The organism is Staphylococcus sp. HL28, from assembly GCF_021117155.1.
In the GTDB taxonomy this organism is placed as follows: Bacteria; Bacillota; Bacilli; order Staphylococcales; family Staphylococcaceae; genus Staphylococcus; species Staphylococcus warneri.
This window is the reverse complement of the sequence record NZ_CP088218.1, coordinates 2,244,790-2,259,274: the sequence shown is the minus strand read 5'-3', so window position 1 is coordinate 2,259,274 and position 14,485 is coordinate 2,244,790. Positions and strand designations below refer to the sequence as shown.

General features: G+C 33.0%; 11 protein-coding genes. 6 read left to right on the top strand and 5 right to left on the bottom strand.

All coding sequences use genetic code 11. From position 1 onward, the window contains the following. The first annotated feature begins 99 nt into the window (after positions 1 to 99). Entirely contained in the window at positions 100 to 1,047 is a 948-nt protein-coding gene (locus LPC11_RS11050; protein ID WP_023374649.1) for an ornithine cyclodeaminase family protein, read from the top strand. A 499-nt stretch (positions 1,048 to 1,546) separates the two neighbouring features. Here the strand turns inward: LPC11_RS11050 and LPC11_RS11045 are convergent, their stop codons facing one another. The 4 genes from LPC11_RS11045 to LPC11_RS11030 all read right to left on the bottom strand — a co-directional run bounded on the left by LPC11_RS11045 (position 1,547) and on the right by LPC11_RS11030 (position 5,196). Then, positions 1,547 to 1,771 (bottom strand): hypothetical protein, encoded by a 225-nt coding sequence (locus LPC11_RS11045; protein WP_023374650.1) that lies wholly within the window; start codon positions 1,769 to 1,771, stop codon positions 1,547 to 1,549. A 159-nt stretch (positions 1,772 to 1,930) separates the two neighbouring features. Beyond that, positions 1,931 to 2,701, bottom strand: a complete 771-nt coding sequence (locus LPC11_RS11040; RefSeq protein WP_023374651.1) for a DeoR/GlpR family DNA-binding transcription regulator — start codon at positions 2,699 to 2,701, stop codon at positions 1,931 to 1,933. 163 nt (positions 2,702 to 2,864) lie between these two features. Further along, a complete protein-coding gene (locus LPC11_RS11035; protein ID WP_023374652.1) occupies positions 2,865 to 4,100 on the bottom strand; it encodes an MFS transporter in 1,236 nt (411 codons plus the stop codon). A 28-nt stretch (positions 4,101 to 4,128) separates the two neighbouring features. Further along, on the bottom strand, positions 4,129 to 5,196 hold the full coding sequence (locus tag LPC11_RS11030) for an alcohol dehydrogenase catalytic domain-containing protein (RefSeq protein ID WP_015365351.1): 1,068 nt from the start codon (positions 5,194 to 5,196) through the stop codon (positions 4,129 to 4,131). A 208-nt stretch (positions 5,197 to 5,404) separates the two neighbouring features. Between LPC11_RS11030 and LPC11_RS11025 the strand changes: the two genes are divergently transcribed. Together LPC11_RS11025 and LPC11_RS11020 are read left to right on the top strand one after the other, a co-directional pair. Next, complete coding sequence (locus tag LPC11_RS11025; protein ID WP_107566294.1) at positions 5,405 to 7,039, top strand: ribulokinase; 1,635 nt, start codon at positions 5,405 to 5,407, stop codon at positions 7,037 to 7,039. 116 nt (positions 7,040 to 7,155) lie between these two features. Beyond that, complete coding sequence (locus LPC11_RS11020; protein WP_023374654.1) at positions 7,156 to 7,995, top strand: SDR family oxidoreductase; 840 nt, start codon at positions 7,156 to 7,158, stop codon at positions 7,993 to 7,995. Positions 7,996 to 8,298: 303 nt separating this feature from the next. On the opposite strand, the gene LPC11_RS11015 is transcribed toward LPC11_RS11020, so the two are convergent. Beyond that, the gene (locus LPC11_RS11015) at positions 8,299 to 10,953 is read right to left on the bottom strand and encodes a 5'-nucleotidase C-terminal domain-containing protein (RefSeq protein WP_231307272.1); all 2,655 of its coding nucleotides are present in this window, start codon (positions 10,951 to 10,953) and stop codon (positions 8,299 to 8,301) included. Positions 10,954 to 11,264: 311 nt separating this feature from the next. Between LPC11_RS11015 and LPC11_RS11010 the strand changes: the two genes are divergently transcribed. The 3 genes from LPC11_RS11010 to LPC11_RS11000 all read left to right on the top strand — a co-directional run bounded on the left by LPC11_RS11010 (position 11,265) and on the right by LPC11_RS11000 (position 14,473). Continuing rightward, entirely contained in the window at positions 11,265 to 12,224 is a 960-nt protein-coding gene (locus LPC11_RS11010) for an NAD-dependent epimerase/dehydratase family protein (protein ID WP_002465556.1), read from the top strand. A gap of 253 nt (positions 12,225 to 12,477) precedes the next feature. Then, the gene (locus LPC11_RS11005) at positions 12,478 to 13,554 is read left to right on the top strand and encodes a branched-chain amino acid aminotransferase (RefSeq protein ID WP_015365347.1); all 1,077 of its coding nucleotides are present in this window, start codon (positions 12,478 to 12,480) and stop codon (positions 13,552 to 13,554) included. Positions 13,555 to 13,783: 229 nt separating this feature from the next. After that, the gene (locus tag LPC11_RS11000) at positions 13,784 to 14,473 is read left to right on the top strand and encodes an HAD family hydrolase (RefSeq protein WP_023374656.1); all 690 of its coding nucleotides are present in this window, start codon (positions 13,784 to 13,786) and stop codon (positions 14,471 to 14,473) included. Positions 14,474 to 14,485 lie beyond the last annotated feature (12 nt).

Genomic DNA, 14,485 nt, shown 5'->3' with positions numbered 1-14,485 from the left:
ATAAACTTTAAATTGCCGACATTTTTCATTAAAATATCGGGTAAAGATGAGTATAAATGTATGAAGATACGATAATAATATAAGATGGAGGACATGAATATGTTATATTTAACTGAAAATGATCAACAACAATTACTCAATATGCGTGAAGTTATAGATGAAGTAGCAGAATCACTCAAAGCCTTTTCTGAAGGTAAAACTGAAACCCCTTTACGGTATTCTATTCCTTTTAATGCAGATAATAGATATTTAGTTATGCCTGCACTATCTGATGCGTTAAAAATTGTCGGATTAAAGACAGTGACCTTTGCACCTAAAAATCCGGAAAAAGGTAAATCTACCATTAGTGGCTCAGTTATTTTGAGTGATTATGAAACAGGGGAAACGCTGTCAGTATTAGATGGTGGATATTTAACTAAAATTAGAACGGGTGCCATATCGGGTGTTGCAACAAAATATTTATCTAGAGAAGATGCAAGTACTTTATGTGTAATTGGTGCCGGAGAACAAGCTGAAGGTTTAATTGCGGCTGTTTTAGCCGTCAGAGACATTCATACGATTCATTTTGCTAGTAGAACGACGGAGAAAGCAGAAAGATTAGCAAAACAAACAAAAGATTTATATGATGTTAATGTTGAAGTATTTGAAGATGCAAATCAGGCTATTGAAGGTACAGATATTGTTGTCACTGCTACTAATTCATCAACTCCGGTTTTCGATAGAACATTAGACCCAGGTGTTCATTTAAATGCGGTAGGTTCTTTTAAACCTGACATGCAAGAGTTACCAACAGAATCTATGATGGTTGCGAATAAAATTGTCGTAGAATCAACAGAAGCAGCAATGGAAGAAACAGGAGATTTAAAAATTCCTGAACAAGAAGGCTTTTTAACACAAGATATGTTACACGCAGAGCTCGGGGATATTGTGGCAGGTCGTAAACAAGGTAGAACAGATGAGAAAGAAGTCACGCTATTTAAATCAGTGGGACTAGCAATTGTAGATATTGTCGTAGCTAATTATTTTTATAAAAAAGCACAGAAATAAAAGAAATCAGGTTGGGACATAAATATATATTTCAAGTTACATTCATATATAGGCAGTCGTTGACTGTAAATTCATTCTTTTTCTTAGAGCAATTAGAATGACTTACACATGCGTATTGACTCATGTGTTCAAATTAAGCTTTAAGAGGTATGCATGAACTAAAGTTCATGCATAAAACCGTCTAAGTAATCAATTACAAAGACGGTCTAATGTAGCAAGCTATTTCATTTCTACTCAACCTTGCCCGGTGGGACGGGCCCCAAACATAGAGCATTTCGAAAAGAAATTCTACAGACAATGCAAGTTGGGGATGGACAACGATAAAGAAATACTTTTTCTTTAGAAATTAGTATTTATTATGCATGAGTCTCACTCATGTATTTCTATTTTAAAGTACACATTAGCTATGGCTAATGCGTAAGAACCACTACATCATAAATGATTAGTGGTTCTTTATTATTTCTCTCCCACTCCCATGATCTTTATCATTATTTTCGATTTAATAAGGTCTACGTTTATAATTATGGATAAATGACTTTATATTAATCATTAAAAAGACAATAAATATAATTAAAGATCCGCCGGCTAATGCCAATGGTAGCCATTCATCTTTATTTAATATCGTACGTATGTCTGAAATGATAAATAACATAAATATTATACTAGTAATTATTACAGTAGTTTGCTTTGATTTGTATGTTTGCAACGGCTTTTGATTATTCATAGTATCATCCTCATTCAATAAAAATATGACTAAGTAAGACTATCTGCAGTATCCACGCAGACAAACAGCAGACTTACCATTTAAAATAGATAAAAATGAAAGTGCTTACTTTCTTTATAACATTGATTAATAGTACTTTCAATATGAAGAAACACTCATTTATTCATAATCTTTAGGATCGATAGCAATCACATTTGGAATTGTCTTCTTATACTCGTTTAAGTCTTCGTGATGATCTGTGATTAAAGCAGTAATTTTATGAATAGGACATACTTGGTAAAAAGCAATTTTATTCAATTTAGAACTGTCTGTAAGCATATACACTTCTTTTGATTGATTTACCATTTGACGTTTAGCGTCCACAAATTCTTCACTATAGTGAGTTACACCTTTGATCGCATCTATAGCAGGAGTAGCTAAAAATGCTTTCATTGAGTTAAATGATTGTAGTGTTTGTGTCGTAATTAAACCATTTAGTACATAGTTATTATGATATAGAGTACCGCCAGTCACGATGACTTTATGGTTAGAAGAACGAAGTATCGAAGCGATATGAATATCATTTGTAATGATGGTTAAATGTTGCTTATGAAGTAAAGCTTTAGCAAATAGTAATGTAGTTGAACCTGAGTCGATAATAAGTGTATCTCCATCTTCAACGAATTCAGCAGCTTTGTATCCAATACCTAGCTTTTCGTAATAATATTCTGTCTGTCTTTCATCGAAATTTAGCTCACTATATACATTTTCATTATTTAACACCACACCACCATGTGTACGTCTAATTTGGTTATATTGCTCGAGTTTAACAAGATCACGACGAATTGTGGCATCATGTACATTAAATTGCTTTGCTAACGTGTGAACTGAGGCAGTTTTGTATTTAGTTAAATAGGATATAATTTTTTGTTCTCTTTCGGCAGGTAACATATTCACCGTCTCCATCTAGTAGTTTTGTTCAAATTATATAAATAATCCATGATTTATGTATGTTTAGTATAGTATATCAAATACATAATAAAGGCTGTAGTTGAAAGTATGACAATGAAATGACCATCTTATACTTAGCCTACAGCCTTTATAATATTAAGTTTTATTCTGTTTCGCCGTATTGTTGGCTTTTCGGCATTTTAATGAAGTAAGTTAATATTGTACTAATGAAGTATAATACGCCTAAAATCCAAATAACACCTAAGTCACCAAACGGTTCTAAGAAAATTCTTACAATCATTGGTCCTACGAATACTGGTAAACCAGCACCTAAGTTTAAAATTGAAAGGGTAGCACCTTTATCTTTCTTCACTAATGAAGGAATTAAAGCAGTTAAAGGTACATATGCTGCGATAAAGATACCCCAAGCAACACCTACAATTGTAAGTAAAATAATATTTCCGTGTGACCAGATAGGCACATAGCCCATTAATAGACATGAGATACCACTACCGATACCACCGAAAATCATAACAGTATTACGCCAACCAATTTTATCACCGACAATACCCCAAATAAGGTTAAAGACGATATTTCCAAAGAAAATCGCTGACCAAACAGCTAACCATTTAGAAGTTGGGATGCCGTAAGATTCTAAGTAAAGCGGTAAGAAGATTGGGAAAGCGAATTGTGCAGTAGTATTAATAACACGTACAATACCACCTAATAATACTTTTGGTTCTTCAACAACGATTGTGAATCCTTTTAACATTTCAGCTAATTTTGCTTTTGCATTGCTTTTATCAGTAGGTAATTTATCTTTATTCAGGACGATAGCTAAGAATCCACCTAAAACTACCCAGAATAATGAACTCCATAATGTCCCAATATGACCTAAGTATTTAATAGCAAAGATAGAGTAAAATGCACCTAATACATTTAATCCACCAGTAAATACAAGCCAGAACCATCCTACAGCTGCACCTAACGTACGTTGTTCAGAACGATATGAAATCCAAACTAAGAATGAATAAGCGAATAAAGGATAACCTAAACCTCTTAATGCATATGCAGGATACATGATTGCTAAATTCTCTGAAGGTAATGCGATACCAACAAAACAAATTGTTCCAATAATGTATAATACTAAACCGATAAACATCGTACGTTTACCGCCTAATGCCTCAGCTAATACACCACTGAACCAACTTGCAATTGCAACTGTAATACCATAGCACCCAAATAACCAACTAACTTCATTTGAGCTAAAACCGTTATGTTGTAAATAGGGACTTAGCCAACCAATTTCTAGGCCGTCTCCCATCATAAATATTAATATCCCAATGTAACCCCATACGATTTGTTTCGGCATACCTAAAAACGTTGTCTTGTTCATCATTATGTTATCTCCCCTTAGATATCAAGATTTATGACCAGTGATATCTTAAATATGTTTTTTTCCAACCTTTATGTGCTGCAGTATCATCCATCGCCTTTTTAAGATCCTCAGTACTATAGATATCATAGTAATCATCAGGGATTAATTTTTTAAGTGCTTGTTGATAATCTTCGTTTTCGAATGATGCAATGAGTTGTTCAAATTCGTGTTTCGTACTTCTTGAACTACCTGAAAGTGTTAAACCTTTTTCTAATACGTCACGTGTATTAATACCAACTAGGTCTTCAGTAACACCCATTAAAACAATTTGACCTTGTCTATCGATTAAATCAATCGCTTGGTTAATTGCAGATTCAGAGAATTTACCACCACAACATTCAAATACAGTATGAACACCTTTATGACTGTTGAAGTCATAATCAAATACAAGATGTGTTGTAGCAAAGTTTTCGAATGATTGAAGTTTTTCTTCGATAGCACCGAAAACAATTAAATTTTCTTTTTCAATACCATATATATAATGAAGTGCAGTTGCTGCTAAATAACCAACTGGACCATCGCCGAATACTGCAACTTGTGGAGAAGATTTAGTAGTGATCTCTTTAAGTTGATTGATTGGGAATAATGACACTGAACATAATTCAGCTAATAAAGCGACGTCTTCATCTAATGTGTCTGGAATTTTTACGATGTTATCTCCAGGTACAACCATTCTATCTTGGCAAATACCATCATAGCCGCTACCCATAAATACGGCATTTTCATCATAATTATCTAATAAATCTGTTTCTTCGAATTCACCAGCTCTTAAGCGAGAAGGGATATTCGGAACGATAACTACTTTATCGCCTTTTTGATAATCAGGATGTTTAGAATCTTCAATAGTACCGATACCTTCATGGAATAAAGCCATAGGTAATTTTTTGTCTAATGCTTCTTTACGTCTATTACCTGTGTAATATCTTAGGTCAGCGTGACAAACACTTGCTTTTGAAGGATTAACAATAACATCACCATCTCTAAACTCATGATTAATTGTTGTATATTCAAATTCGCCTGGTTGAATTAGGCGATAAGCTTTTGACTCAATGCTCATTTTTGTTCATCTCCCTTTAATACTTGTTCACTTTTATTTATGTAAACAATAGTAAACGCTTACAGTTGCATGTGTCAATGATTTTCTATATAAAAATGTTCATTTTAGCTCTTTTTGAACTTTTATGATTGATTTATTGTTCATTTATGCGTATTATTTAGGAAAACGCTTACTTAAAGAGATGTAGATAAAGTATGGGGGTATAACTATGAGTTATAGCATTGGAGTAGATTACGGAACAGGCTCAGGAAGAGCTTTTTTAGTTGATACAACAAATGGAAAAATAATAGATAAATATATAAAGCCATATACACATGGCACAATAGAAAAGAATTTAAATGGAGTTAAGTTACCACATAGCTTCTCACTTCAAAATGGAAATGATTATATGGAAGTTTTAGAAGAGGGTGTGCCATATTTAATTGAATCTTCGGGAGTAAAACCAGAAGAAATTGTAGGTATTGGTATTGATTTTACTTCTTCTACAGTTATGTTTACAGATGAAAATTTAGAACCTATTCATAATTTACCAGGATTTGAAAATAATCCTCATGCATATGTAAAATTATGGAAGCATCATGGTGCTCAAGCTGAAGCGGATCAACTTTTCCAAACGGCATTAGATAATAAGAGTAGATGGCTAGGCTACTATGGATTTAATGTTAGTAGTGAATGGATGATTCCTAAAATTATGGAAGTAATGAACAAGGCACCAGAAGTTTTAGAAAAAACAGCTAATATCATGGAAGCTGGAGATTGGATTGTTAATAAACTAACAGGACAAAATGTTCGCTCTAATTGTGGTTTAGGCTTTAAATCATTTTGGGAAGAAAATGAAGGGTTCCACTATGATTTGTTTGATAAAGTAGATGATCAATTATCAGATGTTGTACGTGAAAAAGTGGATGCACCAATTGTAAAAATAGGCGAAACAGTTGGCCAAATTTCTGAAGAGATGGCAGAGAAATTAGGTCTTTCTACTAAAACAAAAGTAAGTCCGTTTATCATAGATGCACATTCTAGTTTATTAGGAATTGGTTCACAACAAGATAAGCAAATGACAATGGTAATTGGTACAAGTACATGTCACCTTATGTTAAATGAACAACAACATCAAGTACCTGGTATTTCAGGTTCTGTTAAGGGTGCAATCATTCCAGAATTATATGCTTATGAAGCGGGACAATCAGCAGTAGGTGATCTTTTTGAATATATTGCAAATCAATCACCGAAAGCATACGTCGATGAAGCGAATGAAAGAGATATTTCAATTTTTGAATTATTAAATGAGAAAGTAAAAGACCAAAAGCCTGGAGAAAGTGGTCTAATTGTATTAGATTGGCATAACGGTAACCGAAGCGTGTTAAGTGATAGTAACTTAAAAGGTTGTGTATTTGGTATGTCGTTACAAACGACACATGAAGAACTTTACCGTGCATACTTAGAAGCTACAGCATTTGGTACTAAAATGATTATGCAACAATACCAAAGTTGGAATATGGATGTTGAAGATGTCTTTGCTTGTGGTGGTATTCCTAAGAAAAATCCACTAATGATGGACATTTATGCAAATGTACTAAATAAAAAAGTAACCATAATAGATAGTGAATATGCACCTGCCATTGGGGCAGCAATCCTTGGTTCAGTTTGTGGAGGCGCACATCAAACGTTAAATAAAGCAATTGAATCTATGAAAGAACCTGTTTTATATGAAGTAACGCCAGATCCTGAAAAAGTGAAACGTTATAAGAAACTATTTAGCGCTTATAAAGAATTACATGATATTCATGGTTATAAAAAAGCGAGAATCATGCGTAATGTGGGTAAATTAATGGAAGCATAATATTAAATTTTAGCACTTAGTGAGTTGAAGATGTTGAATTCACTAAGTGTTTTTTGTATCAATTAGTTTATTTATGTGGTTAGAAGTATTAGGGTTAAGCAAAGGAGCTGACTGATATGAATATAATGTTAACAGGTGCTACAGGAAATTTAGGTCATCACATTACTAGTCAAGCCATCGAACATGGTATTGGCAGATTTTATATAGGGGTAAGAAATTTAGAGAAAGTTCCAGAACAATGGAGAGATAATGTTTCTGTAAGGCAATTGGATTATTTTGATGAAAAAAGTATGGTTACAGCATTTCAAGAGATTGATACGGTCATTTTTATACCAAGTATCATACATCCATCTATTAAAAGAATTCCAGAAGTAGAGAATCTAATTAGTGCAGCAAAGCAAAGCGGTGTTAGTCATATTATTTATATTGGATATTATGCTGATCAACATAATAATCCTTTCCATATGAGTCCTTACTTTGGATATGCTGAACGTCTTCTTGCTTCAAGTGGTCTTGATTATACATATGTCAGAATGGCAATGTATATGGACCCATTGAAGCCGTATCTTCCAAAATTAATGGATATGCATAAGTTGATATATCCAGTAGGTGAAGGTCGAATTAATTATATAACTAGACATGATATTGCAAGAGGTATCATTGCCATCTTAGAAAATACTGATACATGGGGAGAGCGTTACTTATTATCAGGATATAGTTATGATATGTATGAGCTTGGAGATATTTTATCAGATGTATCGAAGACAGAAATTAAATATGAACCTGTCTCATTAGAGACGTTTGCAAATATGTATGATGAACCAAAAGGATTTGGAGCACTTCTAGCATCCATGTATGAAGCGGGTGCAAGGGGATTACTGGATCAACAATCTAATGATTTTGAAAACTTAGTTAGTGATAAACCACAAACATTTAAAGACTTTTTAATGGAATAAAGATTGTAATAAGAAGAGGTTGAGACATTAAGTTTTTGTGCTTCTGGGAAACCGATTAACGGCGTCCCAAAAGCAGGATTATCGGCAGAAGGGACCCAACATAGAGAAATTGGTATTCCAATTTCTGCAAACAATGCAAGTTGGGCATACGCTCACGATTCGACAAAATTTGGAAAACAATTCAAATGAACAAACTCAACTATTGAGTTTGTAAGAACTACTAACCTATGAATAAGGAAGTAGTTCTTTATTATCGTTCGGTTCTGCTCAAATCCTAAACGCATTTGTCCCGACCTCTTAATATTATGCAGATTTTTTTCTTGCATATAATAAAGTGATACCAGTTATCGCTACGAATAGCGCGATAACATCAGAATAATTGCTATCTCCTGTATTAGGAAGAACAGCTGAAATTGCATGATTTGATTGTTGAGAACCCTCTCGATTATCGATAATTTGATCACAGTTAGAATTAGCTTTTATGACATTTCTATTTGATTGAGTGTATGATGTTGCGTTTCTCAGATAAGTTGAATTTGTATTAAACATATTAGTCTTATATTGTTCATAGTTTTGATTTGTTGCTTCACTGCGCTTTTTATTTAATGCCTTATCATTCTGATGCGTATTGATTTGAGTTGCTGTTGTTATTCTGCTACTAGGTTGGTAGGTAACGATATGACTAACCATTGCACGTGAAGAGTTATCTGAGTGCATTCTTTGATGTGAAGATATTGTCTTTAAATTATTTCCAGGGTAATAAGTCGGTTTACTGTCTTTTGTTTTTGGAAGTTGAACGACTTTGTCATTATGTTTAGACAGTTGACCATTGATGATTCTTCCGGGTTTATTGGTATTATATTTAGATAAATCAGTTTTTTTAATGTATTGAGCAACTACTTCATCTAAAGAAATACCTTCTTCTCGTTTGCCTCCAAACTTATCATAGCCATCACCTTTATTAGCGGTGAAATCATTTGTTGCTACATAATATGTTTTATTTGGGTCTAACTTTTCGAATTTTCCAGTATCATGATTAAGAATTTGAATATCTGTAACTCTATTGCCTGATTTTTTATTAATATCGAATCCGATACGAATAGACTTAGATACTTGTAAGAAACCGCCATTTGCCGTTAATTGTGATTTGCCATCTTTTGATTCTGTAGGTGCACTTAGACTATGTTCAAAAGCTTTTTTAACATCGGAACCTTTTACTTTAATTTGAGATATTAAATTTCCGAAAGGTAAAACAGTAATAATATCATTTTGGGTTACTTTACCTTTGTCGATAGATGCTCTAATGCCACCACCATTTGTAATAGCAAAATCAGGTTGATGGCTAAATTTCTTAGAAGCATAATCCTCCATTGCATCGGTAATTAAATTACCTAAATTCGTTTCTTGTGTACGGGCAACATTCCGTTCACCATTAAGTTTCACTTTGTTATTAGGAATAATGACAGTTGATGTCGCTTTTAAGAAATCATCATTCGCTTTGTTTACTTGTTTTTCAATTTTAGTGTCAGGCTTAATATTTTTTGTATCAGCGACGTTGATTAAATCAGCTTTAAGATTTTTGGTTTGATTATTCTCTCTATTGAATCGGATACGTCCGACATTTTCTAAAGCAGTTCCAGTTTGAGCTAATACATTTTTACCGTAAGATTTACCGTTTTCAATCACAGTATGTGAGTGTCCATCTAATACAATGATAGATTGATTAAATGATTTATCTTTCGATAATTGATCTGTTAAATAGTCGCCACGCCATTCTTTTTTAGTATTAGGATCTACACCTAAATGAGATAAAATGACAAAAACATCTACTTGATCCTTAATGCCATTCATAGCACGTTTTACACTTGTAAGTGGATCTTTAAATTCAACACCTTTAACAGCCGATGGTGAAGTTTTAGTTTTAGTCTCTGGCGTTGTCACCCCAACAATGCCATAACGGACGCCATTTTTTTTGACAATTGTTGATGGCTTGAAGTCACTCTTACCATTTTTATAAACATTTGAAGTAATCATTGGAAAGTTAAGTTGCTTTTTTAATTTAAGTAGTTGGTCATAACCAAAATCAAATTCATGATTGCCTAGAGTCATAGCATCATAACCGGCACTATTCATAGCCTTTGCCATTTCTTCGCCTTTAGAGTTATTAGAGACAGGTAAACCTTGGAAAGCATCACCAGAATCTAATAACAAATCGGGCTTTTCTTTATTTTTAAGGCCTTTAACTTTAGGCATGCCAATGACTTTTCCGTCATCTTCAACAAATCGGCCATGAATATCATTAGTATGTAAAATTGTATGTTCATTTTTATTAGTACTTTCTGCTTTTGAACTATCTTTATTTTTAGCTTTTTCTTGCGTTTGTGCAGAAGCTACATATAGTTGCTTGTTCTGATTAGCCTGTTGTTGATGATTTTTATCATTGTCACTTTGATGTTTAGTTGAAGATTGCTGTTCTTTTAACTTTTGCGTTGGTGCATTTGAGCTTTTGTTATATTTAACGATTTGATCATTTTTATTTGAATTTGATTGTTCGTGTTGTGTATTTGAATGGTGAGAAGTTGTGTTCGTAGCATTTTTATTTCTTATATCTGTTGCACTGTTGTAATTACTTTGAGTATTTATATCAATTGCTTTGTTTTGATATTTCGCTAGTTCCTCTTTATGTACAGAAATATTTTGCGAATTATCATTGTTACTATTAGAAGGCATATTATTAGTTTTATCTTCCGGTAACGATGTCGTAGCATCATCTTTTGAAGGTTGCTGTTCTATGGTGGCTTTTGACGTTGATTCTTGGCTACTTGTATTTATTTGGTGAGTTGTTGTGGTATTACTCTTTTGATTGTCACTTTGATTTTCAGCTGCTTGTACAGGATGATTTATAACTCCTAAACAAATCCACATGATTAATATGAATGAAAAAAATAGTCGCTTCATATTGGCCTCCTTAATAATCAAAAATATAACAAGTCAATTTTAGCATATAAAATTTAAATAAAAATATTGCATAAACATAATTTACTGTAATTTTAAGGTTTATTAATATTTGATTAACGTATCTGTCGTTGTACTTTTTAAAATTAAATTTTTATCTAGATATTGGATTAATACCAAAAATTATAAATTCTAACTTTGTACTCACTATATATACAAGAAAACGCTTTTATATTATAATATAGATGTAAATCGAGAATTTGTTCACACGAGAAAGACAACGAATTTTCTATAAACACAAGGGGAGATTTATAATGAAAAAAATTATGATAACAGGTGCTTTAGGACAAATAGGTACAGAATTAGTAGTTAAATGTAGAGAAATTTATGGTACAGATAATGTACTAGCTACGGATATTAGAGAACCAGAAGCTGATTCACCAGTCAATGATGGACCTTTTGAAATTTTAGATGTAACAGATCGTGACAAAATGTTTGAATTAGTTAAAAATTTTGAAGCTGATACGTTAATGCATATGGCTGCTTTATTATCAGCTACAGCAGAGAAGAACCCTATGTTTGCTTGGGATTTAAATATGGGTGGATTAATGAATGCTTTAGAAGCAGCACGTACATATGATTTACATTTCTTCACACCAAGTTCAATCGGTGCATTTGGTGATTCAACACCTAAAGTGAATACGCCACAAGTCACGATTCAACAACCTACAACAATGTATGGTGTCAATAAAGTTGCTGGGGAATTATTATGCCAATACTACTTTACTAAATTTGGTGTAGACACACGTAGTGTAAGATTCCCAGGATTAATTTCACATGTTAAAGAACCAGGCGGCGGTACTACAGACTATGCTGTAGAAATATACTTTAAAGCAGTTAGAGAAAATCATTATACAAGCTATATCGATAAAGGTACATTTATGGATATGATGTACATGGACGATGCAATTGAAGCTATTATTCAATTAATGGAAGCTGATGGTGCTAAATTAGAAACTAGAAATGGTTATAATTTAAGTGCTATGAGTATTGATCCAGAAATGGTTAAAGAAGCTATTCAAGAACACTATCCAGACTTTACGTTAGACTATGATGTGGATCCTGTTCGAGAAGGTATTGCTAAAAGTTGGCCAGATAGTATCGATACAAGTTGTGCACGTGGGGAATGGGGCTTCAATCCTAAATATGATTTAGAAAGTATGACTAAATTAATGTTAGATGCAATTGAAGCTAAAGAAAAAGCAACAAAATAATCTGCTTATTAAATATAACGTAATAAATGTTAGTTTTACTCCTTCTAATTATTTTTACATTAGAAGGAGTGATTTTTTATCTTCGAACAGTTACTTGACTTGTAAGATAAAGGCGATAGTGTTTTACTTAAGATATATTATACATATTAGTATTTAGTTTGAATTTTCGGAAAACTTATTGAATAGTATATATACGATTGCTATAATCTAGTATAACTATTTATATTGGTAGCAATATTAGGAGGCCGTTATCATGACAGAACAAGTTAAATTTGAGAAACGAGATACTTTAAAAGAAAAACCAGATAATTCGAATTTAGGATTTGGTCAATACTTTACAGATTATATGTTGAGTTATGATTATGATGCTGATAAAGGTTGGCATGATTTAAAAATAGTGCCTTATGCACCATTTGAAATTTCACCAGCTGCTCAAGGTTTACATTATGGTCAAGCTGTATTTGAAGGTTTGAAAGCATATAAATATAATGATGAAGTTGTTTTATTCCGTCCAGATGAAAACTTTAAACGAATTAATAATTCTTTAGCACGTTTGGAAATGCCAGAAGTGGATGAAGACGTGTTGTTGGAAGGTTTGAAACAATTAGTAGATGTTGAACGTGATTGGATCCCAGAAGGCGAAGGTCAATCATTATATATCCGTCCTTTTGTATTTGCGACGGAAGGTATTCTTGGCGTAAGAGCATCTCATTCGTATAAATTATTAATTATCTTATCGCCATCAGGTGCTTATTATGGTGGTGACACATTAAAATCCACTAAAATTTATGTTGAAGACGAATATGTACGTGCAGTACGTGGCGGTGTAGGATTTGCTAAAGTAGCAGGTAACTATGCTGCGAGCTTATTAGCACAGACGAACGCTAACAAATTAGGTTACGACCAAGTGCTTTGGTTAGATGGTGTTGAACAAAAATATGTAGAAGAAGTAGGTAGTATGAACATCTTCTTTGTTGAAAATGGAAAAATTGTTACACCTGCATTAAATGGTAGTATTTTACCAGGTATTACACGTAAATCTATTATCGAGTTAGCGCAAGATTTAGGATATGAAGTTGAAGAACGTCGAGTTTCTATTGACGAATTATTTGAAGCCTACGACAAAGGTGAGTTAACAGAAGTATTTGGTACTGGTACAGCAGCAGTAATTTCACCAGTAGGTACTTTACGTTATGAAGATAGAGAAATTGTCATTAACAACAATGAACCAGGTGAAATTACGACAAAACTTTATAATGAATATACAGGTATTCAAAATGGTTCGCTAGAAGATCGTCATGGTTGGCGTTTTGTAGTGCCTAGATACTAAAATTTTAAATTAATGCTAGGAGCCTTTATTAAAGGTTTCTAGCTTTTTTTAATAAGCAAATAATGCAACGATTGTATGCGCTAAAGTTACAATAATTATTCTGATAGTTAAGATGATTATTTTTGATCCAAGAATTTATTTAAAAGTAATTTTCCTACATTTTTAACTATGGTTGTACTACAATAATACGTATTGAAACAAAAATAAAACATGGAGTGTAGTGATATCAATGGAATGGATACTGTTTGATAAAGATGGCACGTTAATAGAGTTTGATAAGAGTTGGGAAAAAATTGGTATACGTCTGGTTGATAAATTGTTAGATACATTTCCTGTTCATGATAAAGAAGTAGCGCACAGACAATTAGGCATACTAGATGATAAGATTGTTCCAGATTCTGTGATGGGCTCAGGATCTTTAGGTGAAATGATTAAATCCTTTGACGATGTTACTGGTCAAGACACATCTGAATGGACAAGAAATACGAGCCAAGAGTTAGTAGACTCAAGAGAGCCAGAAAATCATTGGATAGATGGTGTTTATGATACGATTGTAGCCTTACGTCAAGATGGCTATAAAATAGGTATTGTAACAAGTGATACCAACAAAGGAGTTACTCAATTTTTAGAAGCAACCCAATCAAAAGATTTATTCGATTTAGTTATTTCAACAGAAACACATGCTGAAGAAAAACCGAGTCCCAAAGTATTAGACCCATTATTCGAAGCTTATGATGTTAAACCAGAACAAGTAGTGATTGTAGGGGATACCGCAAATGATATGAAGACTGCAATTAATGCACAATTAGGATTGAGTATTGGTGTGTTATCGGGTATCGCTAAAAGAGAAGAACTTCACGAAGCGGATGTCATCATTGAAAGTGCTAAAGAAGTTAAACAAGTGCTTGATAAACAATAATATTAGTATTTA

Excerpts from the sequence above, each read along its gene's own strand:
- LPC11_RS11045 (WP_023374650.1), bottom strand. The coding sequence starts at position 1,771 with ATGAATAATCAAAAGCCGTTGCAAACATACAAATCAAAGCAAACTACT.
- LPC11_RS11025 (WP_107566294.1), top strand. The coding sequence starts at position 5,405 with ATGAGTTATAGCATTGGAGTAGATTACGGAACAGGCTCAGGAAGAGCT.
- LPC11_RS11010 (WP_002465556.1), top strand. The coding sequence starts at position 11,265 with ATGAAAAAAATTATGATAACAGGTGCTTTAGGACAAATAGGTACAGAA.
- LPC11_RS11005 (WP_015365347.1), top strand. The coding sequence starts at position 12,478 with ATGACAGAACAAGTTAAATTTGAGAAACGAGATACTTTAAAAGAAAAA.
- LPC11_RS11020 (WP_023374654.1), top strand. The coding sequence starts at position 7,156 with ATGAATATAATGTTAACAGGTGCTACAGGAAATTTAGGTCATCACATT.
- LPC11_RS11040 (WP_023374651.1), bottom strand. The coding sequence starts at position 2,701 with ATGTTACCTGCCGAAAGAGAACAAAAAATTATATCCTATTTAACTAAA.
- LPC11_RS11035 (WP_023374652.1), bottom strand. The coding sequence starts at position 4,100 with ATGATGAACAAGACAACGTTTTTAGGTATGCCGAAACAAATCGTATGG.
- LPC11_RS11015 (WP_231307272.1), bottom strand. The coding sequence starts at position 10,953 with ATGAAGCGACTATTTTTTTCATTCATATTAATCATGTGGATTTGTTTA.
- LPC11_RS11000 (WP_023374656.1), top strand. The coding sequence starts at position 13,784 with ATGGAATGGATACTGTTTGATAAAGATGGCACGTTAATAGAGTTTGAT.
- LPC11_RS11030 (WP_015365351.1), bottom strand. The coding sequence starts at position 5,196 with ATGAGCATTGAGTCAAAAGCTTATCGCCTAATTCAACCAGGCGAATTT.
- LPC11_RS11050 (WP_023374649.1), top strand. The coding sequence starts at position 100 with ATGTTATATTTAACTGAAAATGATCAACAACAATTACTCAATATGCGT.